A 19,538-nucleotide genomic window follows, 5' to 3' on the forward strand; every position below is an offset into this window, starting at 1 on the left:
AAAAGGCCGGTGCGCTTTGCACCGGCCTTGTTGCTGTCGCATTCCCTGACGAATCAGGCGGCGGCTTTCGCCTGCGCCACGATCGCGCCGAAAGCCTCGGGCTCGTTCACGGCCAGGTCGGCCAGAACCTTGCGGTCAACCTCGATCCCGGCTTTCGCCAGCAGGTTGATGAAGCGCGAATAGGTCATTTCCGCGTCCACCAGACGGACGGCGGCGTTGATCCGCTGGATCCACAGCGCGCGGAAGTTGCGCTTGCGCGTCTTGCGGTCGCGGGTGGCATACTGGTTCGCCTTGTCCACGGCCTGGGTGGCGGTGCGGAAGTTGCGCGAACGGTTGCCGTAATAGCCTTTCGCCGCGTCAAGAACCTTCTTGTGGCGGGCGTGGGTGACCTTGCCGGATTTAACTCGTGCCATTGTTCAGTCCTCGCGATCAGCGGTTGTAGGGCATGTATTTCTTGACGATCTTGGCATCCGCGTCCGACAGGACGGTGGTGCCGCGCGCATCGCGAATGAACTTCGTCGTGCGCTTGATCATGCCGTGGCGCTTGCCGGCCTGGGCCGATTTCACCTTGCCCGAAGCCGTGAACGAGAACCGCTTCTTGGCGGCCGACTTGGTCTTCATCTTCGGCATTTTCGTCTCCTTGATCGAAGTGAACGTGCGACTCGGCAATGCCATGGTGGCCGGCCGCACGGGCAGGAAGCGCGCCGTATAAGCGCGCTTGGCTGATTTGGCAAGGGCTTACGGCGCAGTCGTGCCGCCGGCAACGCGCGCCCAGGCCTGCGGGATCTGTTCCAGCGTGAAAGGCTGCGGCGACAGATAGGCGGCGGCGAAGATCGCGGCGATCCCCAGCACCAGCAGGATCGCGGCCGCGCGCGGGGGCTGCGTCCGCAAAAGCTGCACGACGGCGACAAGGACCGATATCAGGCACAGCGCGATGCCGCCCAGCAGCAGAAGATCAGACATGGATGTCCCCGGATTTGTTGACGTCCACCGGGCTTATTCTGGATCGGACGCGAAGATCAAGCGTTCGTCGCAAGGCGCGATGCGGACGATGTTGGTGCTGCCCGGTACGTTGAAGGGCACGCCCGCGATCACGACGACCTGACGGGTTTCGTCGGCAAAGTTGAATTCCCGTGCGGCGCGGGTGGCGTTGACCACCGCCTCCTTGAAGCGGCCCAGTTGCGGCGTGATGACACAATGCGTCCCCCAGGTCAGGCACATGCGGCGCAGGACCGATTCGACATGGGTCAGCGCAATGATCGGCACGCGCGGCCGTTCGCGCGCAACCAGGCTGGCGGTCTTGCCGGACTGGCTGAAGGCGCAGATCGCGGCGATGTCCGTGGTTTCCGCGATCTCACGCGCGGCGGTGACGATGGCGTCGGCCACGGTATGCAGCTTGTTCTGGCGCGAAGCCTCGATGATGGCGCGATAGTTGCTGTCGGCCTCGACGGACCGTGCGACGCTGTCCATGGTCCGCACGGCTTCGATGGGATAGGCGCCGGCGGCGCTTTCGGCCGACAGCATCACGGCGTCCGCGCCTTCGTAGATGGCGTTGGCGACGTCGCTGACCTCGGCCCGCGTGGGCATCGGGCTTTCGATCATCGACTCCAGCATTTGCGTGGCAACGATCACCGGCTTGGCGGCAGACCGGCATTTGCGCACCAGCCGTTTCTGGATGGGCGGGACCGAGTGAATGGGCAGTTCCACCCCAAGGTCGCCGCGCGCGACCATGATGCCGTCGGACACCGCAAGAATTTCCTCGAACGCATCGACCGCGGCGGGCTTTTCGATCTTGGACAGGATCGCGGCGCGGCCTTTGGCCAGGGCGCGCGCTTCCTCGACGTCGGCGGCCCGCTGAACAAAGGACAGCGCCAGCCAATCAACACCCAATTCGCAGGCAAATTCCAGATCCGCCCGGTCCTTGTCGGACAAAGCCGCCAGGGGCAGCACCACATCCGGCACGTTCACGCCCTTGCGGTCGCTGATGGTGCCGCCGACCGTCACCGTGCAATCGGCGAAGTCGGGACCGCATTCATCGACGCGCAGACGGATCTTGCCGTCGTTGACCAGCAGGTTGCTGCCCGGAACCAGGGCTGCGAAAATCTCGGGGTGGGGCAACTGCACGCGTTGAGAATCACCAAGCGCAGGGTCCAGATCGAAGCGGAAGCGGTTTCCCTCCTCCAGGTCGCAGGCTCCTGCGGTGAACTGGCCTACCCGCAGCTTCGGCCCCTGCAAATCCGCCAGGATGGCAATAGGACGGCCGGTCTCCGCCTCGACGGCGCGGATCGCGTCATAGCGGGCGCGGTGGTCGGCATGGCTGCCGTGGCTCATGTTCAGGCGAAAGACATCGGCGCCGGTGTCGAACAGCGCACGGATCATGTCCTGGGTGCTGGATGCAGGTCCCAAAGTTGCCACGATCTTCACGTTGCGATGTCGTCTCATCCCGGCGTCCTTCTTCCGTTTGCGCTAACTATGGTCCAGATCGCCAGCGGCTGCAACTGGCGTCCGGTGCGAGCATCGCATAGACAATCGCCAAGATGAAGGATGACCGACCCATGACCGAACGCGCCTTCTGGACCGAGGGCGAGGATCGCCCGTCCCGCTGGCTGATCACCTGCGACCACGCGACGAACCGGGTGCCTGCCTGGGTGGGGGGGGGCGACCTGGGCATCGCCCCCGAAGACATGGCGCGCCACATCGCCTATGACGTGGGCGCGGCCGGGTTGGCGTCGAAACTGGCGGTCATGATGGACGCGCCCGCGATCTTTTCGGATTTCTCGCGCCTGGTGATCGACCCAAACCGGGGCGAGGACGACCCGACCCTGCTGATGCGGCTTTATGACGGCACGGTCATCCCGGCGAACAAGAACGCCGACACGGCCGAGCGGGAGCGTCGCCTGAACCGGTTGCACCGCCCCTATCACACAGCCCTTGCCCGGCTGGCGGACGGCCATCCCGACCGCTGCATCTGCGCGATCCACAGCTTTACCCCGCAATTGCGCGGCCGTCCCCAGCGTCCTTGGCAAGTGGGGATTCTGTATTCCTATCAAGATGTGCGGCTGGGTGTACCCCTGGTCCAGGCCTGTCGCCAGATGGGCTGGATCACCGGGGAAAACCAACCTTATGACGGCCACCTTGAGGGTGACTCAATCGACCGCCATGCCCTGCGCCATGCCCGGCCCAATGTATTGGTGGAAGTCCGCAACGACCTGATTGCGGATGAGGTCGGCCAGGCCGAATGGGCCGCCCGGCTGGCTCCCGTGATCGCCGCGACGCTGACTGCGTCGGGGTTGTGATCCGGCGGGGCGAAATGTCAAGGCAACCGATTTCTGGCCCTTGAAGGCATGACCATCGGAAAACAGCCGGCATCTGCCGGCAGTCCCAACGTCCTGAAGGCTGCGGATGCAGAGATGTGGACTTGCTCGTGATAAGCGTGCGCCTGTATCTTAACTCAAACGGAGTCCAGATACAGTTCCACCGTTTCCTCGTCCGACAGTTCCGACATGTAGTGCAGTTCCTGCCGCTTGGTCATCACGAAATTGTCGATCAGATGGGATGGAAAGATTCGCCGCATTTCGGGGCATGTGTGGAAGGCATCGATCGCCTCGCCCCATGTGGCGGGAAGCTGATCCAGTTTCTGGTCATAGGCGTTCCCCTTGAAGGGTTCGGGTGCCTTCTGCTTTTCAAGCAGCCCGTTCAGCGCGGCCCCCAGGATCGCCGCGACCGTCAGATAGGGGTTCACGTCGCCGCCCGCCACGCGATGTTCGATCCGCCGTGCCTTGGGGCCAGAGGACGGGATGCGGATCGCCGCCGTGCGGTTTTCATAGGCCCAGCCTATGCCGGTCGGCGCATGGGCGTTGGGCACAAGCCGGTCATAACTGTTCTCGTGCGGGGCGAACAGCAGCGTCGATCCCGGCATGGCGCGCAGGCAGCCAGCAACCGCGTGGCGCAGTTCGTCCGTCCCCTCGTCCCCGCCATTGTCGAAGATGTTGCGTCCGTCCTTGTCGAGGATCGAGAAATGCATGTGCATCCCGTTCCCCGAAAACGTCTCGTAGGGCTTGGCCATGAAGCTGCCGGCAAAGCCGTATTGGCGCGCGATCCCCTTGACCAGCATCTTGAACAGCCAGGTGTCGTCCGCAGCCTTCAGCGGGTCGGCCTGGTGCATCAGGTTGATCTCGAACTGGCCCGGTCCTGCTTCGGATATGGCGGTATCGGCGGGTATGTCCATCGCCTCGCAGGCGTCATAAAGCGTGGTGAAGAACTGGTCGAAGGCGTCAAGCGCACGCAGGCTCAGCACCTCGCCGCCGGTGCGGCGCTTGCCTGATCTGGGACTTGGGGGAACGCGCAACTGGCGGCCTGAATCGTCGATCAGGAAGAATTCCAGCTCGGTCGCCACCACCGGGGTCAGTCCGGCCGCCTGGTATCGTTCGACGACACGGGCCAGGGCTTGCCGGGGATCGCCCTCATAGGGTCGTCCGTCCGGGTGGAACATCCACAAGGGCAAGAGCGCGGTCGGCGCGTCCAGCCAGGGCATCGGCAGGAAGCCACGTTCCGTAGGCAGCAGCAGCCCGTCAGGGTCGCCGATCTCGAAGACCAGGGGGCTGTCCTCGACATCCTCGCCCCAGATATCCAGGTTCAGGACGGAATAAGGAAACTTGGTCCCTTCCTCCAGCAGCTTGCTGGCATATCGGGCGGGGACGCGCTTGCCGCGGGCGACGCCGTTCAGATCGGAAGCGGCGACGCGGATGGTCTTGACCTCGGGGTGTTCTCTGAGCCAGTCCATGATTTCACCGGATGATTTGCGGGCGGTACCGGATACGCCCGGCCGCACCGGGCAGGTGGCGGTTCAGGCGCCGGTTCACGATGCCGGACAGACCGATCAGCGCAAGGGTCGAGACGATGAAATAAAGCGCGACGATCGGATAGGCAATGAAGGGGTTGAAAGTCTGGCCCGCGAAATAGCTGGCGTAATACAGGCTGTCGCCCCGCTGCTGAAAGGCCGGAAAGCCCGAAAAGAAGACCAGCGTGGTCGCATGGAACAGGAAGATCGCCTCGTTCGTGTAGGACGGCCAGGCCAGCCGCAGCATCGTGGGCCACAGCACGCGGCGGAACTTGGTCCAGCCGGTCATGCCATACGCCTCGGCGGCCTCGATGTCGCCCTTGGGGACCGACATCAGCGCGCCGTGGAAGATCTGCGCGGAATAGGCGGCGGTGTTCAGCGTCAGCACGATCAGCGCGCCGGCCCAGGCCTTGGTCAGCCAGCTTGTTGCCACGGTGAAGCCGAAGATCTCGACGCCCGCGCGGGGCAGCATCACCAGGGCCTCGTAGGCCAGGAAGAACTGGATGAACAAGGGGCTGCCGCGGAACAGGAAGATGAAGCCTTCGGCGGGCTTGCGCAGCCAGGAATTCGTGCTGGTCTTGGCAAGGGCAAGACCGGTCGCCAGGAAGAACCCGAACAGCAGGGCGAAGAAGGCGAAATACAGGTTCCAGATAAGCCCCGACCCGATCAGCGTGAACTGCTGGCACAGCGTGAAGTCGCTTCGCGGCAGCAGCCGTTCGCCGAAGCCAAGCGACCGCAGGCCATAGTCCATGATCGTCTGCGCGCAACTCACACCACACCTGCCTTGCGCTGCGCCTCGCCCGCCATGGTGGCTTGTCCCGCAGAAAGGCGATGGATCACCCGGTCAAGCACGCGTTCGGACACCCAAGTCATCAGCAGATAGAAGACCAGCACCGCCAGGAAGTAATAAAGCCGCCAGTCGGGGTGCGGATAGGCAAAGGACGATGTCTTGGCCCCGCCCAGTTCGCGTGCCCAATAGACGATGTCCTCGATCCCCAGAAGGAACAGCAGCGGCGTGGCCTTGATGAGGATCATCCACAGGTTCGACAGGCCCGGCAGCGCATAGGTCCACATCTGCGGCACCAGGATGCGCCTTGTGACCTGGCGGGGCGTCATGCCATAGGCCTCGGCCGTTTCCAGTTGCGCTCGGGGCACAGCCTGCATCGCGCCATACAGCACGTTCGCCGCGAAGGCGCCGAAAACGACCGAGAAGGCGATCACGGCCAGCGTCATGGCATAAATGTCATGCACCCATTCCGGGCTGGTGGACAGGGGCAGCTTGGCGGACGCGCAGACGACGAAATCGTTGCCCTGCCGCACTGGCGCGTCGCTGTCGCACAGCGCCTGATGCCGCAGCCATTCCAGCCCCTGATCCAGCGCAATCGGCACGAACAGGAAGAACACGATGTCCGGCACACCCCGCACCATCGAGGTATAGATTTTGCCGAACCACCGGACCGGCGCGATCCGCGACCGGGAGGCCATTGCGCCGCCATAGCCGAACAGCAATGCGATGGGCGCAGTGATCGCCAGCAACAGCAGGACCACCCCGAAGCTGGCATAGAACAGCATATGCGTGCCCGTCGTCAGATAACACGACAGCCAGGCAAGCCCGTCCAGCACCGAAGGGTCGCTGCAAAAGGAAAACATCATCTGTCCCGGTAAAGGCCGCGGGTCGTCCCGCAGCCCGTCAGATCATTCGTAGGTCTGCGCGTCGTCGCCAAAGTGCTTCTTGATCAACTCGTTCAGGCTACCATCTTCCTTCATCGCAGTGATGGCGGCGTCAAGTTTTTCGCGCAGTTCGGTATCGGATTGGCGCACGCCCACGCCGATGCCTTCGTCCAGGTTCACCTGCTCGCCCACGAAGACCAGATCGTTGCTGTCCTCGACGAAGGGGCGCATCACCTCGTGGTCGCCGAAGCCTGCATCCGCCTCTCCGTTGCGGACGGCGGCGAAGACCTGGTCGATGTTCGGGAATTCCAGCATCGTCGCGCCGGTTTCCGCGATGTGCGAGGCCTGCACGGTCCCGGTCTGCACGGCGATCACGCCGCCTTCCAGATCGACGCCATCCTGCAGCGCGACATAGGACGACGGCGCGGGCGGCAGGTAATCCTGCGTGAAGGCGATGACGGCCTTGCGTTCGTCGTTGATGCTCATGGCAGCCATGATGGTGTCATAGTTCGACGACACCAGGTTCGGGATGATCGAATCCCAGTCGTTCTTGACCCAGGTGCATTCCAGTTCCGCGCGCCGGCACAGTTCGTCGCCCAGTTCCCGCTCGAACCCCGCGACCTCGCCCGCCTCGTTGATGAAGTTGTAGGGAGGGTATGCACCCTCGGTCCCCATGCGGACGGTCTGGGTCATGCCCATTCCGGCGGTCAGGGCCAGTGCAGTTGCGGCAAGCAGCAGTTTCTTCATTCTTTCTCTCCTGTTGGTCATCTTTTCTAATGCGCCATCGAGGCGCTGAGGAACTGGCGCAGCCGGTCGGTCCGGGGCGCGCCGAAAAGCTGGTCCGGGGAGCCTTCCTCGGCGATCAGGCCCTGATGAAGGAAGACCACATGATCACTGACATCGGCGGCCAGGCGCATGTCATGGGTCACGATGATCATCGTGCGCTGTTCGTCGGCCAGATCCTTGATGACGCGCACGACCTCTTGCTGCAGCTCGGGATCCAGCGCGCTTGTCGGTTCGTCGAACAGCAGGGCCTTGGGCTGCATGCACAGGGCGCGGGCGATGGCGGCGCGCTGCTGCTGGCCGCCGGAAAGCTGCGCGGGCCAGGCGTCGCACTTGTCGCCGATGCCGACCTTCTCCAGCAGGGCGCGGGCGCGGGCCTCGACGGCGGTGCGATCCTCGCGCAGGACTGTCACGGGCGCCTCCATCACGTTCTGGAGGATGGTCATATGGGCCCACAGGTTGAACTGCTGGAACACCATCGACAGGTTGGTGCGGAACCGTATCACCTGGGCGCGGTCGGCGGGCACGCGGGCCATGCCCTGCCCTTTCCAGCGGACCGCTTCGCCTTCGAAACTGATCTCGCCCGCCTGGCTGTTTTCCAGCAGGTTGCAACAGCGCAGCAGCGTGGATTTTCCCGAACCCGAAGATCCGATCAGGCTGATCACATGGCCGCGCGGCGCGGTCAGGGAAACGCCCTTCAGCACCTCGACCGAACCATAGGCCTTGTGCAGGTCCTGGATCTGGATCACGGGCGCGGCGTCATTCTGGACGGGTTTATCGTTCATCATCGGCGCATTGGGCGACAATCCCGGCGCTTTTGCAACGGGGTCTGCAGGGCAACCTGCCGATAAACGCAGGTTGCCGCTGCGTCAGACGATCTCGACCGCGTATTTCTCGATGACGGTATTGGCCAGAAGCCCCTCGCACATCTTTTCCACCTCGGTCTTGGCCTGCGCCGCATCCGTCGCGTCCAGGTCCAGTTCGATCACCTTGCCCTGCCGGACACCCGAGACACCCTTGTGTCCAAGTCCGCCAAGCGCGTGGCGGATCGCCTCGCCCTGCGGGTCAAGGACGCCATCCTTCAGCATGATCGTGACACGGGCTTTCATGGCGTCTTCCTTCAGTTGATCGCGGTCGGTTTCAGGCTGGTGGTGTTGGCGGGCATCAGGCCCAGCCGGCGCGCAACCTCGGTATAGGCGTCGGTCAGGTTGCCCAGGTCGCGGCGGAACACGTCCTTGTCCAGCTTCTGCCCGGTCTTCATGTCCCACAACCGGCAGCTGTCGGGGCTGATCTCGTCCGCGACGATCAGGCGCATGAAGTCGTTGTCCCAGACCCGGCCGATCTCGATCTTGAAGTCGATCAGCTTGATGCCGACGCCATAGAAGACGCCCGACAGGAAGTCGTTGACGCGGAGTGCCAGCGACACGATGTCGTCCAGATCCTGCTGGGTCGCCCAGCCGAAGGCGATGATGTATTCTTCGCTGACCATCGGGTCGCCCAGTTCGTCGTTCTTGAAGCTGTATTCGACGATGGGACGCGGCAGCAGCGTGCCTTCCTCAAGCCCCAGTCGCTTGGACAGGGAACCTGCGGCGAAGTTGCGCACGATCACTTCCAGCGGCACGATTTCCACCTGGCGGATCAGCTGCTCGCGCATGTTGATGCGGCGGATGAAGTGGTTGGGGACGCCGATATTCGTCAGCCCGTTCATGAAGAATTCGGACAAGCGGTTGTTCAGGACGCCCTTGCCTTCGATCACGGCCTTTTTCTGGGCGTTGAAGGCGGTCGCGTCATCCTTGAAATACTGGACCAGGGTGCCGGGTTCGGTGCCTTCGTAAAGGATCTTCGCCTTGCCTTCGTAGATCTTCTTGCGGCGCGGTGCCATGACGGGCGTCCTTTCGCATGTCCCTTATCCAAAGCGCCTTACCCCACAAGCGCCCCCGGGGGCAATACGAGAGGCTTGCAAGCGCCCGTGGCCGGGATAACATCAAGACCAAGACAACACGGAGGCCACGATGACCACCTTCGACGACCGCGAACGCGGTTACGAATCCAAGTTCGCGCATGACGCAAACCTGCGCTTCAAGGCCGAGGCACGCCGCAATCGCCTATTGGGCGAATGGGCGGCCGGACTTCTGGGCAAGACGGGCGACGACGCGCGCGCCTATGCGATGACCGTCGTGACCTCTGACTTCGAGGAGCCGGGCGAGGACGATGTCTATCGCAAGCTGGCGGCCGATCTGGAAGGCAAGGCCGGCGAGTCGGAAATCCGCACCAAGATGGCCGAATTGACGCAGGTCGCGCGCCACCAGATCATCGACGAAACGAAGTGAAGCCTTTCTGATCACCAGATGCCGGGGGCCGTTCGGCCCCCGTTTTCATGCAGGCCGGGCCGCGGCTTCGGCGCGCGGATAACGCAGCGCCATGGTCACGCCGCGCGACAGGTTCAGCACCATCAGCGCCGCCCACAGCCCATGGTTTCCCCAGACTGGCGGCAACAGCAGCACGGCAGCCAGGAAAGCCAGGGCCGACCAGATCATCGCCACCCGCATGTCGCGCGTCAGCGTCGCGCCGATGAAGATGCCGTCCAGCATCCAGGCAGCGACCCCGATCAGCGGCGCAAGCCCCAGCCAAGGCAGATAGGCCCGCGCCTCGGCCCGCACCTTGGGGGATGTGGTCAGCAGGTCGATGATCCCCCCTCCACCAAGCCAGAACGCCAGTCCCAGGGCAAGCGCCCCTGCGACACCCCAGGCCGAGGTAAGACGGGATGCCTGCCGCACCCCATCCGGCCTGCGCGCGCCGACCGCCTGCCCCACCAGGCTTTCGGCGGCAAAGGCAAAGCCGTCCAGGGCATAGGCGATGATCGACAGGAATTGCAGCAGCACCTGGTTGGCAGCCAGGGTCACATCGCCCTGCCCCGCGCCCAGAAAGACGAAACTGGTGAAGCTGGCCTGAAGCAGGACAGACCGGATCATGATGTCGCTGTTCACGCGCGCAAGCCGCGTCAGCTTGTCCCGCGCGAACAGCCCGGCCGCATGCCAGCCCTGCGCCAGGGGCTTGCGGGTCATCCACAACCCCAGCCCAAGCCCGCAATATTCCGACAACAGCGTGCCGATTGCGACGCCGGGGACGCCCCACTCCAGTCCCAGCACGAACCAGACCGACAGGACGACGTTCAGCCCGTTCTGGACCAGTTGCAGCAAAAGCACGGACTTCGCCCGCTCGACGGCGATCAGCCAGCCGGTTATGGCGTAAAGGGCGATGGTCGCGGGCGCCCCCCAGATGCGGATCGCCAGATAATCGCGGGCCAGGGACTCGACCAAGGCCGAGGTCGGGGCAATCCTGAACGCAGCCCAGAAGACCACGCCCTGCATCAGAACGAAGGCCAGCCCCGCGACCCCGGCTATCGCCAGGGCGCGCAACAGATGCGCGCCGCTTTCCGCACCATCGCCTGCACCGTGGCTTTGTGCCACCAGGCCCGATGTGCCCATCCGCAGGAATCCGAAGATCCAGTAGATCGAGGTCAGGATCACGGACCCGACGGCAACCGCGCCGATCGCTTCTGGCCGGCCCAGTTGCCCGACTACCCCGGTATCGACAAGACCCAGCAACGGCACGGTCGCGTTCGATATCACGATGGGCAGGGCGATCGCCAGAACCCGCCGGTTGGTCGGCCTGTCCATTCCGGCGGCCTAGCCCTGCGGCATCAGGAAATGTCCCGTCGCCTGCGCCATCAGCCGGGCACGGTTGTCCTGCCATGCCTCGACCTGGACGCTGGCATAGCGCCGCCCCGACCGCACGACACGCGCGCGGGCATAGGCGTCGCGCGGCAGGCCGCTGCGCAGATAGTCCACGGTAAAATCGATGGTCTTGGGCAGGCGCGGCGGACTGGCCGCAACCGCTGCGTCGGGAACGGTGCGGCCCGACTCCATGTCCTCCCACATGGCGGCCCAGGCCAGTTCGATGATCGCGGTCGTTTCCAGAAACGCCGCCGTCACGCCGCCGTGGATCGCAGGCAGCATGGGGTTGCCGATCAGTTTTTCCTCGTAAGGCAGGATCGCGGTCAACTCGTCCCCGCGGCGGTCGAAGCGGATGCCCAGCCAGGTCAGATAGGGCACCCCGGACACAAGCGCCGCCAGGGCGGAATCGCGGCGGGACTTGATCCGGTCGAGGGGTTCGCGGCGGTCCATGGGCATCATCTTTCGACCGTGAAGGCGCCGGTGGCGGCGGCCACGGGATTGGCTTCGTCCTCGTCCAGGGCGACGGCCCGGACAAAGGCGACCGTCCGCGTCATGTGATAGCATTCGGCCCGCGCCGTGATCCGCTGGCCCTTGGTGGCCGAACGCATGTAGTCGATGCGCAGGTCGATGGTCGCCGTCGAGGACGGACCCGAGGGATGCGACATCACCGCCGCCCCGCAACTGGTGTCCATCAGCGCGGAAACCACGCCCCCATGCACCACCCCGCTGCGAGGATCGCCCACCAGATGTTCGGCCCAGGGCATGCTGATCGTGGCCGACCCCTCGCCCAAGGCATCGACCCGCATCCCAAGGGCTCGGGCATGGGGTATCGCCTCGATGAACTGCTGGGCGATTCGCGTCTGATCCGTTTCCGCCATGCCTGTGTTCCTGTCCCCATTGCATTGTCGCGCCACGCTATCCCTGACCGGCCCGCCCGCTCAACCCCCCGTCCCTTGCGCTTGGTCGCGCCAAGCGGATAGCTTTGCGTCAGTTGCCGCAGGAGAGGGCCGATGCCGGGCGAGCAGACGATCAGTTTCAAGGACATGTGCGCACGCTTCGACGTAACGCCCCGAACGCTGCGCTATTACGAATATATCGAACTTCTGAACCCCCGGAAGGAAGGCCGCGCGCGCTTCTATGGGCCTCGGGAAATCGCGCGCATGACCCTGATCCTGCGCGGCCGCCGGTTCGGCTTCTCGCTCGAGGAGATCCGGCAATGGCTCTTGATCTATGAACAGAAGGGATCGCGCGAACAGTATCAGGTCTGGCTGGATCTGGCCGACCGGCAGTTGAAGGTTCTGGATGAACAGATCGCCGACCTTCGATCCGCCCGCGCCGATCTGGAAGCCCTGCGCGCAACTGCCGCGCAGGAATTGAGCGACATGGGTTGACCCTGCGTCACGGTTGTCCTTGACTTCACCTGTGACGCGGCGTCTTGCTTACGTTCGCGTCAACTTGCCCCTATATCTGTGGTCAAGGACGGCAGACGGTGAATGAGGAGGAACCGCGATCCATGTCCGACGAGCTGATGACGATTCGCCAGATGTGCGATGCGTTCGGCGTCACCCCGCGCACGCTGCGCTTCTATGAGGCGCGCGAGCTGATCTTTCCCGAACGTCGCGGGCAGCATCGCCTGTATGACCGGAGGGACAGGGCGCGCCTGACGCTGATCCTGCGCGGCAAGCGGTTCGGCTTCAGCCTCGAGGAAATCCGCCAGCTGCTCGAACTCTACGAGCCGGGCGGCACGAACAAGGCGCAGATTGCCGCGACCATCGCGGTCGGCCGGCAGCGCCTTGGCGACATGGAACGCCAATATGCTGAACTGAGCGAGGCGATCGTCGATCTCAGGTCCCAGCTTTCCGATGCTGAAGCCCGTCTTGCCGTCGCGTCCAACGACACGACCACAGGGTAATGCCATGACGATTTACATCCCGCCTGTCCGCGACATGCAGTTTGCGCTGCATGACGTGCTGAAGCTGTCGCAATCCGGCCTGCCCGGCCACGAGGATCTGGATCCCGACTTCACCGAGGCGATTCTGGATGCGGCGGGCAAGCTGGCGGCCGAGGTTCTGGCGCCGCTGAATGCGGTGGGTGACAAGCAGGGCTGCCGGCTGGAGAACGGCGTGGTCCGCACGCCCGACGGTTTCGACCGGGCTTTTCAGGCCATGAAGGACGGCGGCTGGACCGCGCTGGATTGCGACCCCGAATACGGCGGCCAAGGAATGCCCTATGTGATGGGCGTCGCGACGGGCGAGATGTTCGTGTCGGCCAACATGGCCTTCAACATGTATCAGGGCCTGACCCACGGCGCCTATTCGGCGATCCACGCACACGGAACGGACGAACAGAAGCAGACCTACCTGCCCAGGATGGTCAGCTGCGACTGGACCGGCACCATGAACCTGACGGAGCCGCATTGCGGCACCGATCTGGGGATGCTGCGCACCAAGGCCGAGCCGCAGGACGACGGCAGCTATCTGATCACCGGCCAGAAGATCTTCATTTCGGCGGGCGATCATGACCTGGCGGAAAACGTCATCCACCTGGTCCTTGCCAAGGCGCCGGGCGGGGGCGAGGGAACCAAGGGCATCAGCCTGTTCATCGTGCCGAAATTCCTGGTGAACCCGGACGGATCGCTAGGTGAACGCAACGGCGTGACCGTCGGGAAGCTGGAAGAAAAGATGGGCATCCACGGCAATGCCACCTGCGTCATGAACTATGACGGCGCAAAGGGCTGGCTGCTGGGCGATCTGCACAAAGGAATGCGGGCCATGTTCACGATGATGAACGAGGCGCGCCTGGGCGTTGGCCTGCAGGGCTATGCCTGCGCCGTGCCCGCCTATCAGAACGCCGTTGCCTATGCGACGGACCGCCTGCAAGGCCGCGCCGTGACGGGGGCGGCCAATCCCCAGGGTCCGGCCGATCCGCTGATCGTCCATCCCGACATCCGCCGCAGCCTGATGGACCAGAAATCCTTTCTGGAAGGCGCGCGGATGCTGGCACTGTGGGGCGCGCACCTGATCGACAAGGGGCACAATGGCGATGCCGATGCCGAAGGCCTCGTATCCCTGCTGACACCTGTCATCAAGGGCTTCCTGACCGACAAGGGCTTCGAGACCGCCGTTCTGGCCCAGCAGGTCTATGGCGGGCACGGCTATATCGAGGAATGGGGTATGTCGCAATTCGTCCGCGACGCCCGCATTACCATGATCTATGAAGGGGCGAACGGCGTACAGGCCCTGGATCTGGTTGGTCGCAAGCTGGCGCTGGACGGCGGCAAGCATGTCATGGGCTTCTTCGAAATGGTGAAGTCCTTCTGCAAGCAACAGGGCGACAGCGCCATTGCCGCCGATTTCATCGCTCCGCTGAAGAATGCGTCGAAGGATCTGCAGACCGCCGCCATGTTCTTCATGGAGCGCGGCATGAAGAACCCGAACGACGCACTGTCGGGCAGCTATGACTTCATGCACCTGTTCGGCCATGTCGCGCTTGGCCTGATGTGGGCTCAGATGGCGGTCGCGGCACAAGAGGCGCTGGACGCGGGACGCGGCGACGCGGCCTTCCTGAAGACCAAGCTGGCAACGGGGCGTTACTATATGAGGCGGCAGTTGCCGATAACTGCGACACATCTCGCGCGGATCCAGTCGGGCGCTGCGCCGGTGATGGAACTGGAGGCGGAGGCGTTCTGAGCCTGCCAACCATGGCACCTGCTTCACGGACAGGAGCCTCCGGCGGGGATATTTGAGTGAAGAAGAAACGGCGTTTCCGGCCTGCGCTCGGCCATCGGCATCAAACTCGCAGGCCGGAAACTTCTCCTTCAGCGGTCATCGGCTTCCCAGCCTGTACCGCAATGCCAAGATTGGAATGAAAATATTGAAGAAGGATTAATTCCACTCCTTCTTCTTCATGAAAATATCCCGCGGGGGTCCGGGGGCGCGAAGCCCCCGGCGATGGAGGAACAGGATGACTGCGCAACTCTGGTGCTTTGGCGAATCCGGCAACGCCTACAAGGCGGCGCTGACCATGGAACTGGCGGGCTATGACTGGGCGCCGGTCCATGTCGATTTCTTCAACGGAGAGGCGCGCAGCCCTGCGTTCCGCGTCATCAACCCCATGGGTGAGGTTCCCGTCTTTCGTGAAGGCGACCTGACCCTGTCGCAATCCGCTGTCATCCAGCTTCACATCGCTGAACGGACCGGCAAGTTCCTGGGATCGAACCGCAACGAGACCCTTCGCTGGCTGATGTTCGACAACCACAAGCTTTCGGGTCAGGCGGGTCACGCCCGCTTTCTTCTGAACTTCCTGCCTGCGGACAAACGCCCGGCAGGCGCGGCGGAATACCTGCAAGGGCGGCTGAAAGCCGCCTACAAGGTGCTGGACGACCACCTGTCCACCCGCGACTGGGTCGCAGACGGCAGCCCCACCATCGCCGATTTCGCCTGTTGCGGTTACCTGTTCTATCCCGAACCCTTTGGCTTCGACCGCAAGGACTGGCCCCATATCGACCGCTGGCTGGACGCGATCAGCGCCCTGCCCGGCTGGAAACACCCCTATGACCTGATGCCCGGCAATCCCTCGGACCGGGCACCCAAGGAGGACGCATGACCGACGCATTCATCTATGACACCGTCCGCACGCCCCGAGGCAAGGGCCGCAGCGATGGCAGCCTGCACGAAGTGACCTCGCTTGCGCTGTCGGCCCGCCTGCTGAACGCCGTCAAGGAACGCAACAACCTGGAGGGCAACGCGGTCGAGGACGTGATCTGGGGCAATGTCACCCAGGTCAAGGAACAGGGCGGCTGCCTTGCGCGCTCGGCCGTGCTGGCCTCGGACCTGGACGAACGCATCCCCGGCCTGTCGATCAACCGCTTCTGCGCCAGCGGCATGGAGGCCGTGAACCTGGCTGCCAACCAGGTCAAGGCGGGCGCCGGCAACGGCTATATCGCCGGCGGGGTCGAGATGATGAGCCGCGTTCCCATGGGCAGCGACGGCGCGGCGATTGCCGTTGATCCGTCGCTGGCGATGAAGACCTATTTCGTGCCCCAGGGCATCAGCGCGGACATCATCGCCACCGAATACGGCTTCACCCGAGAGGAAGCCGACAAGCTGGCCGTCGAAAGCCAGCGTCGTGCAGCAGCGGCCTGGGAGGAAGGGCGCTTTGCCCGCTCCATCGTGCCGGTCAGGGACCAGAACGGGCTGACCATCCTTGACCGCGACGAATACATGCGTCCCGGCACCACCATGGAGGATCTGGCCAAGCTGAAGCCCGCCTTCAAGGACATGGGCGAGGTGATGCCCGGCTTCGACAAGGTCGCGATGCTGAAATACCCGCATCTGGACCGCATCGACCACATCCACCACGCGGGTAACTCCAGCGGCATCGTGGACGGCGCCGCCGCCGTGCTGATCGGGAACGAGGAGTTCGGCCGCGCCCACGGGCTTAAGCCCCGCGCCCGGATCCGCGCCACCGCCAAGATCGGCACCGATCCCACGATCATGCTGACCGGTCCGGTCCCGGTGACCGAGAAGATCCTGGCCGACAGCGGCATGTCCATCAGCGATATCGACCTGTTCGAAGTGAACGAGGCCTTCGCCGCCGTCGTGCTGCGCTTCATGCAGGCCTTCCAGGTCGATCCCGGCAAGGTCAACGTCAACGGCGGCGCGATGGCAATGGGGCACCCCCTGGGCGCGACCGGTGCGATCATCATTGGCACGCTGCTGGATGAACTGGAGCGGCAGGACAAGGAAGTCGGCCTTGCAACCCTGTGCATCGCATCCGGCATGGGCGCGGCCACCATCATCGAGCGGGTGTGATGCGCAAGCTCGACCTGTCCCAGGTGCCGGTCAAGACCGGCTCGATCTATCCCGGGCCCTATGCGGCGATGATGGCCGGGCGGTCCAGCCTGCGGTTGGGGCAGGCGGCGGGGCTGACGCAGTTCGGCGTCAATCTGATCACGCTGGAACCCGGCGCCATGTCCTCGCTGCGCCATTGGCACCGGGCCGAGGACGAGTTCGTCATGGTGACCGAGGGTGAATGCGTGATGATCACCGATGATGGCGAGGAGATCATGCGCCCCGGTGATTGCGTGGGCTTTCCCGCCAACACGCCGGATGGCCACCACTTCATCAACCGCAGCGATGCGCCCGCCCGCTTTCTCGTGATCGGCAGCAAGGCCGCCGAGGAAGTCGCGACCTATTCCGATGTCGATCTGGTGCTGACCATGAAGGACGGGACTGCGACCTATACCCACAAGGACGGGCGGCCCTATGCGCCCGAGGGAGAGAACGAATGACCGATTTCACCATGCAGAAGGACGCCGATGGCGTGGCCGTCATTACCTGGGACGTGCCGGGCAAGTCGATGAACGTGCTGTCGCTTGAAGGTGCAGCGCAGTTGGACGCGCTGATCGACGAGGCACTGTCCGACGAGGCCGTCAAGGGCATCGTCATCACCAGCGGCAAGAAGGACTTCGCCGCCGGGATGGACCTGAACGTCATCGCGCAGATGAAGCAGGGCGGCGCCCAGCAGATCTTCGACGGAATCATGACCCTGCACCACGCCCTGCGCAAGATCGAGCGGGGGGGCATGGACCCGAAGACGCTCAAGGGCGGCAAGCCCATCGCCGCCGCCCTGCCCGGCACCGCGCTTGGCATCGGGCTGGAACTGCCGTTGGCCACGCACCGCATTTTTGCGGCGGACAATCCCAAGGCCAAGATCGGCCTGCCCGAGATCATGGTCGGCATCTTCCCCGGCGGCGGCGGCACGATCCGGCTGTCGCGCAAGCTGGGCGCCATGGCCGCCGCGCCCTTTTTGCTGGAAGGCAAGCTGTCGGACCCGAAGAAGGCCAAGGCCGCCGGGCTGATCGACGAAGTGGTCGCCGATCCGCTGCCTGCTGCCCGCGAATGGGTGCTGAACGCGAAGGACGCCGACCTGGTCAAGCCTTGGGACCAGAAGGGCTACAAGATGCCGGGTGGCGAGCCCTATCACCCGGCGGGCTTCATGACCTTCGTGGGCGCCTCGGCCATGGTGAACGGCAAGACCATGGGGGTCTATCCCGCCGCCAAGGCGCTGCTGTCCGCGGTCTATGAAGGCGCGCAGGTGCCCTTCGACACGGCGCTGAAGATCGAGGCGCGGTGGTTCACCAACGTGCTGATGAACCCGTCCAGCACGGCGATGATCCGCAGCCTGTTCATCAACAAGGAAGCCTTGGAGAAGGGCGCGAACCGCCCCGAGGCGCCGGACCAGTCGGTCAGGAAGGTCGGCATTCTGGGCGCAGGGATGATGGGCGCGGGCATCGCCTATGTCAGCGCCATGGCGGGGATCCAGGTGGTGCTGATCGACGCGAAACAGGAGGCCGCGGACAAGGGCAAGGCCTATTCCGAAGGGCTGCTAGACAAGGCCATCAGCCGCAAGAAATCCACCGAGGAGAAGAAGACCGAGGTTCTGGCGCGCATCACCGCGACGACCGATTACGCCGCGCTGGAGGGCTGCGACCTGGTGGTCGAGGCCGTGTTCGAGGACCCCTCTATCAAGGCCGAGGTCACGAAGAAAGCCGAGGCCGCGATCCCGGCGGACGCGATTTTCGCCACCAACACCTCAACCCTGCCGATCAGCGACCTGGCGAAGGCCAGCAGCCGCCCGGACCAGTTCATCGGCATCCACTTCTTCAGCCCCGTGGACAAGATGATGCTGGTCGAGATCATCAAGGGCCAGCAGACCGGCCCCCGCGCGGTGGCCAAGGCGCTGGATTTCGTGCGCCAGATCCGCAAGACGCCGATTGTGGTGAACGACGCGCGCTTCTTCTATGCCAACCGCTGCATCATTCCCTATATCAACGAAGGCATCCGCATGGTGGCCGAGGGCGTGAACCCGGTGCTGGTCGAAAACGCCGCCAAGCTGATGGGGATGCCGCTGGGGCCGCTGCAACTGGTCGATGAGACATCCATCGACTTGGGCGTGAAGATCGCCAAGGCCACCCGCGCGGCGATGGGCGACGCCTATCCCGACGGCAATGTGGACGAGGTGCTGTTCTGGATGGCAGAGCAGGGTCGCCTGGGCCGCAAGTCGAACGCAGGCTTCTATGCCTATGACGCGGAGGGCAAGCGGCAGGGGCTATGGGAGGGCTTGGCCGCCCGCTATCCGCAGCCGGACGACCAGCCGGACCTGACCACCGTGCAGCACCGCCTGATGTTCGCTCAGACGCTGGAAGCCGTGCGCGCCTTTGAACAAGGCGTACTGGAGGATATCCGAGAAGGCGATGTGGGCGCGATCCTGGGCTGGGGCTTCGCGCCCTGGTCTGGCGGTCCCTTCGCCTGGCTGGACATGCTGGAGGCCGCGCGGGCCGTGCAGATCTGCGACCGCCTGTCGGCCGAGCATGGCGACCGCTTCGCCGCCCCGCAGATGCTGCGCGACATTGCCGAAAGCGGGCGGTCCTTCTATGACCGCTTCGGCAGCGGCAAGAAGGCCGCCTGACCCAAGCGAAACGCCCCGGCCTTCACGGCCGGGGC

General features: G+C 64.2%; 23 protein-coding genes. 9 read left to right on the forward strand and 14 right to left on the reverse strand.

The annotated features are described in order from the left end of the window. Positions 1 to 53: 53 nt before the first annotated feature. The 4 genes from rplT to pyk all read right to left on the reverse strand — a co-directional run bounded on the left by rplT (position 54) and on the right by pyk (position 2,442). Positions 54 to 413 carry a 50S ribosomal protein L20 gene (gene rplT / locus RAH32_RS00550; protein WP_103171045.1) on the reverse strand — a complete coding sequence of 120 codons (360 nt, stop codon included), beginning with the start codon at positions 411 to 413 and terminating at the stop codon, positions 54 to 56. A gap of 16 nt (positions 414 to 429) precedes the next feature. Continuing rightward, the gene (gene rpmI / locus RAH32_RS00555; protein ID WP_187793478.1) at positions 430 to 630 is read right to left on the reverse strand and encodes a 50S ribosomal protein L35; all 201 of its coding nucleotides are present in this window, start codon (positions 628 to 630) and stop codon (positions 430 to 432) included. Positions 631 to 738: 108 nt separating this feature from the next. Continuing rightward, complete coding sequence (locus RAH32_RS00560) at positions 739 to 963, reverse strand: hypothetical protein (RefSeq protein WP_306604096.1); 225 nt, start codon at positions 961 to 963, stop codon at positions 739 to 741. 33 nt (positions 964 to 996) lie between these two features. Next, positions 997 to 2,442 (reverse strand): pyruvate kinase, encoded by a 1,446-nt coding sequence (gene pyk / locus RAH32_RS00565; protein ID WP_306604098.1) that lies wholly within the window; start codon positions 2,440 to 2,442, stop codon positions 997 to 999. Between the two features lie 113 nt (positions 2,443 to 2,555). Between pyk and RAH32_RS00570 the strand changes: the two genes are divergently transcribed. Then, positions 2,556 to 3,296 (forward strand): N-formylglutamate amidohydrolase, encoded by a 741-nt coding sequence (locus tag RAH32_RS00570; RefSeq protein ID WP_306604100.1) that lies wholly within the window; start codon positions 2,556 to 2,558, stop codon positions 3,294 to 3,296. Positions 3,297 to 3,451: 155 nt separating this feature from the next. Here RAH32_RS00570 and RAH32_RS00575 read toward each other — a convergent pair whose 3' ends face one another. The 7 genes from RAH32_RS00575 to purC form a co-directional block, all read right to left on the reverse strand. Continuing rightward, the gene (locus RAH32_RS00575; RefSeq protein WP_306604102.1) at positions 3,452 to 4,783 is read right to left on the reverse strand and encodes a glutamine synthetase family protein; all 1,332 of its coding nucleotides are present in this window, start codon (positions 4,781 to 4,783) and stop codon (positions 3,452 to 3,454) included. A 4-nt stretch (positions 4,784 to 4,787) separates the two neighbouring features. Then, complete coding sequence (locus RAH32_RS00580) at positions 4,788 to 5,612, reverse strand: ABC transporter permease (RefSeq protein ID WP_306604104.1); 825 nt, start codon at positions 5,610 to 5,612, stop codon at positions 4,788 to 4,790. Next, positions 5,609 to 6,490 carry an ABC transporter permease gene (locus RAH32_RS00585; RefSeq protein WP_306605164.1) on the reverse strand — a complete coding sequence of 294 codons (882 nt, stop codon included), beginning with the start codon at positions 6,488 to 6,490 and terminating at the stop codon, positions 5,609 to 5,611. Before RAH32_RS00585 ends, RAH32_RS00580 begins: the two co-directional genes overlap by 4 nt. Positions 6,491 to 6,535: 45 nt before the next feature. After that, entirely contained in the window at positions 6,536 to 7,258 is a 723-nt protein-coding gene (locus RAH32_RS00590) for a transporter substrate-binding domain-containing protein (protein WP_306604106.1), read from the reverse strand. A 26-nt stretch (positions 7,259 to 7,284) separates the two neighbouring features. Further along, entirely contained in the window at positions 7,285 to 8,082 is a 798-nt protein-coding gene (locus RAH32_RS00595; protein WP_306604109.1) for an ABC transporter ATP-binding protein, read from the reverse strand. Positions 8,083 to 8,163: 81 nt separating this feature from the next. Then, positions 8,164 to 8,403, reverse strand: coding sequence for a phosphoribosylformylglycinamidine synthase subunit PurS (gene purS, locus RAH32_RS00600; RefSeq protein ID WP_306604111.1), 240 nt, complete (start codon positions 8,401 to 8,403; stop codon positions 8,164 to 8,166). Positions 8,404 to 8,414: 11 nt separating this feature from the next. After that, on the reverse strand, positions 8,415 to 9,176 hold the full coding sequence (gene purC / locus RAH32_RS00605; protein ID WP_268941687.1) for a phosphoribosylaminoimidazolesuccinocarboxamide synthase: 762 nt from the start codon (positions 9,174 to 9,176) through the stop codon (positions 8,415 to 8,417). 130 nt (positions 9,177 to 9,306) lie between these two features. On the opposite strand from purC, the gene RAH32_RS00610 reads away from it, so the two are divergent. Beyond that, on the forward strand, positions 9,307 to 9,624 hold the full coding sequence (locus tag RAH32_RS00610; protein WP_306604114.1) for a DUF1476 domain-containing protein: 318 nt from the start codon (positions 9,307 to 9,309) through the stop codon (positions 9,622 to 9,624). 45 nt (positions 9,625 to 9,669) lie between these two features. On the opposite strand, the gene RAH32_RS00615 is transcribed toward RAH32_RS00610, so the two are convergent. The 3 genes from RAH32_RS00615 to RAH32_RS00625 are packed head-to-tail and all read right to left on the reverse strand — an operon-like array spanning position 9,670 to position 11,909. Beyond that, the gene (locus RAH32_RS00615) at positions 9,670 to 10,974 is read right to left on the reverse strand and encodes an MATE family efflux transporter (RefSeq protein WP_306604117.1); all 1,305 of its coding nucleotides are present in this window, start codon (positions 10,972 to 10,974) and stop codon (positions 9,670 to 9,672) included. Positions 10,975 to 10,983: 9 nt separating this feature from the next. Beyond that, positions 10,984 to 11,490, reverse strand: a complete 507-nt coding sequence (locus tag RAH32_RS00620; RefSeq protein ID WP_373429632.1) for a PaaI family thioesterase — start codon at positions 11,488 to 11,490, stop codon at positions 10,984 to 10,986. Continuing rightward, positions 11,487 to 11,909 carry a PaaI family thioesterase gene (locus tag RAH32_RS00625; RefSeq protein ID WP_306604119.1) on the reverse strand — a complete coding sequence of 141 codons (423 nt, stop codon included), beginning with the start codon at positions 11,907 to 11,909 and terminating at the stop codon, positions 11,487 to 11,489. The genes RAH32_RS00620 and RAH32_RS00625 overlap by 4 nt, the downstream gene beginning before the upstream one ends. Positions 11,910 to 12,041: 132 nt before the next feature. On the opposite strand from RAH32_RS00625, the gene RAH32_RS00630 reads away from it, so the two are divergent. The 7 genes from RAH32_RS00630 to RAH32_RS00660 all read left to right on the forward strand — a co-directional run bounded on the left by RAH32_RS00630 (position 12,042) and on the right by RAH32_RS00660 (position 19,503). Beyond that, complete coding sequence (locus tag RAH32_RS00630; RefSeq protein WP_306604121.1) at positions 12,042 to 12,422, forward strand: MerR family transcriptional regulator; 381 nt, start codon at positions 12,042 to 12,044, stop codon at positions 12,420 to 12,422. A gap of 122 nt (positions 12,423 to 12,544) precedes the next feature. Continuing rightward, a complete protein-coding gene (locus tag RAH32_RS00635) occupies positions 12,545 to 12,943 on the forward strand; it encodes a MerR family transcriptional regulator (RefSeq protein ID WP_306604123.1) in 399 nt (132 codons plus the stop codon). A gap of 4 nt (positions 12,944 to 12,947) precedes the next feature. Next, positions 12,948 to 14,720 carry an acyl-CoA dehydrogenase C-terminal domain-containing protein gene (locus RAH32_RS00640; RefSeq protein ID WP_306604125.1) on the forward strand — a complete coding sequence of 591 codons (1,773 nt, stop codon included), beginning with the start codon at positions 12,948 to 12,950 and terminating at the stop codon, positions 14,718 to 14,720. Positions 14,721 to 14,994: 274 nt separating this feature from the next. Continuing rightward, positions 14,995 to 15,636, forward strand: coding sequence for a glutathione S-transferase family protein (locus tag RAH32_RS00645; RefSeq protein ID WP_306604127.1), 642 nt, complete (start codon positions 14,995 to 14,997; stop codon positions 15,634 to 15,636). Next, positions 15,633 to 16,844, forward strand: coding sequence for an acetyl-CoA C-acetyltransferase (locus RAH32_RS00650; RefSeq protein WP_306604129.1), 1,212 nt, complete (start codon positions 15,633 to 15,635; stop codon positions 16,842 to 16,844). The genes RAH32_RS00645 and RAH32_RS00650 overlap by 4 nt, the downstream gene beginning before the upstream one ends. Beyond that, positions 16,844 to 17,323: a cupin domain-containing protein gene (locus RAH32_RS00655; RefSeq protein ID WP_306604131.1), complete on the forward strand. Its 480-nt coding sequence runs from the start codon at positions 16,844 to 16,846 to the stop codon at positions 17,321 to 17,323. Before RAH32_RS00650 ends, RAH32_RS00655 begins: the two co-directional genes overlap by 1 nt. Next, positions 17,320 to 19,503 (forward strand): 3-hydroxyacyl-CoA dehydrogenase NAD-binding domain-containing protein, encoded by a 2,184-nt coding sequence (locus RAH32_RS00660; RefSeq protein WP_306604132.1) that lies wholly within the window; start codon positions 17,320 to 17,322, stop codon positions 19,501 to 19,503. Before RAH32_RS00655 ends, RAH32_RS00660 begins: the two co-directional genes overlap by 4 nt. The last annotated feature ends 35 nt before the right edge of the window (positions 19,504 to 19,538 follow it).

The sequence above is a fragment of the Paracoccus yibinensis genome (assembly GCF_030846195.1).
Taxonomy (GTDB): domain Bacteria; phylum Pseudomonadota; class Alphaproteobacteria; order Rhodobacterales; family Rhodobacteraceae; genus Paracoccus; species Paracoccus yibinensis.

What these genes read in the sequence shown, in the direction of transcription:
- rplT (WP_103171045.1), bottom strand. Translation starts at nt 413, where the DNA reads ATGGCACGAGTTAAATCCGGCAAGGTCACCCACGCCCGCCACAAGAAG.
- rpmI (WP_187793478.1), bottom strand. Translation starts at nt 630, where the DNA reads ATGCCGAAGATGAAGACCAAGTCGGCCGCCAAGAAGCGGTTCTCGTTC.
- RAH32_RS00560 (WP_306604096.1), bottom strand. Translation starts at nt 963, where the DNA reads ATGTCTGATCTTCTGCTGCTGGGCGGCATCGCGCTGTGCCTGATATCG.
- pyk (WP_306604098.1), bottom strand. Translation starts at nt 2,442, where the DNA reads ATGAGACGACATCGCAACGTGAAGATCGTGGCAACTTTGGGACCTGCA.
- RAH32_RS00570 (WP_306604100.1), top strand. Translation starts at nt 2,556, where the DNA reads ATGACCGAACGCGCCTTCTGGACCGAGGGCGAGGATCGCCCGTCCCGC.
- RAH32_RS00575 (WP_306604102.1), bottom strand. Translation starts at nt 4,783, where the DNA reads ATGGACTGGCTCAGAGAACACCCCGAGGTCAAGACCATCCGCGTCGCC.
- RAH32_RS00585 (WP_306605164.1), bottom strand. Translation starts at nt 6,490, where the DNA reads ATGTTTTCCTTTTGCAGCGACCCTTCGGTGCTGGACGGGCTTGCCTGG.
- RAH32_RS00590 (WP_306604106.1), bottom strand. Translation starts at nt 7,258, where the DNA reads ATGAAGAAACTGCTGCTTGCCGCAACTGCACTGGCCCTGACCGCCGGA.
- RAH32_RS00595 (WP_306604109.1), bottom strand. Translation starts at nt 8,082, where the DNA reads ATGATGAACGATAAACCCGTCCAGAATGACGCCGCGCCCGTGATCCAG.
- purS (WP_306604111.1), bottom strand. Translation starts at nt 8,403, where the DNA reads ATGAAAGCCCGTGTCACGATCATGCTGAAGGATGGCGTCCTTGACCCG.
- purC (WP_268941687.1), bottom strand. Translation starts at nt 9,176, where the DNA reads ATGGCACCGCGCCGCAAGAAGATCTACGAAGGCAAGGCGAAGATCCTT.
- RAH32_RS00610 (WP_306604114.1), top strand. Translation starts at nt 9,307, where the DNA reads ATGACCACCTTCGACGACCGCGAACGCGGTTACGAATCCAAGTTCGCG.
- RAH32_RS00615 (WP_306604117.1), bottom strand. Translation starts at nt 10,974, where the DNA reads ATGGACAGGCCGACCAACCGGCGGGTTCTGGCGATCGCCCTGCCCATC.
- RAH32_RS00620 (WP_373429632.1), bottom strand. Translation starts at nt 11,490, where the DNA reads ATGATGCCCATGGACCGCCGCGAACCCCTCGACCGGATCAAGTCCCGC.
- RAH32_RS00625 (WP_306604119.1), bottom strand. Translation starts at nt 11,909, where the DNA reads ATGGCGGAAACGGATCAGACGCGAATCGCCCAGCAGTTCATCGAGGCG.
- RAH32_RS00630 (WP_306604121.1), top strand. Translation starts at nt 12,042, where the DNA reads ATGCCGGGCGAGCAGACGATCAGTTTCAAGGACATGTGCGCACGCTTC.
- RAH32_RS00635 (WP_306604123.1), top strand. Translation starts at nt 12,545, where the DNA reads ATGTCCGACGAGCTGATGACGATTCGCCAGATGTGCGATGCGTTCGGC.
- RAH32_RS00640 (WP_306604125.1), top strand. Translation starts at nt 12,948, where the DNA reads ATGACGATTTACATCCCGCCTGTCCGCGACATGCAGTTTGCGCTGCAT.
- RAH32_RS00645 (WP_306604127.1), top strand. Translation starts at nt 14,995, where the DNA reads ATGACTGCGCAACTCTGGTGCTTTGGCGAATCCGGCAACGCCTACAAG.
- RAH32_RS00650 (WP_306604129.1), top strand. Translation starts at nt 15,633, where the DNA reads ATGACCGACGCATTCATCTATGACACCGTCCGCACGCCCCGAGGCAAG.
- RAH32_RS00655 (WP_306604131.1), top strand. Translation starts at nt 16,844, where the DNA reads ATGCGCAAGCTCGACCTGTCCCAGGTGCCGGTCAAGACCGGCTCGATC.
- RAH32_RS00660 (WP_306604132.1), top strand. Translation starts at nt 17,320, where the DNA reads ATGACCGATTTCACCATGCAGAAGGACGCCGATGGCGTGGCCGTCATT.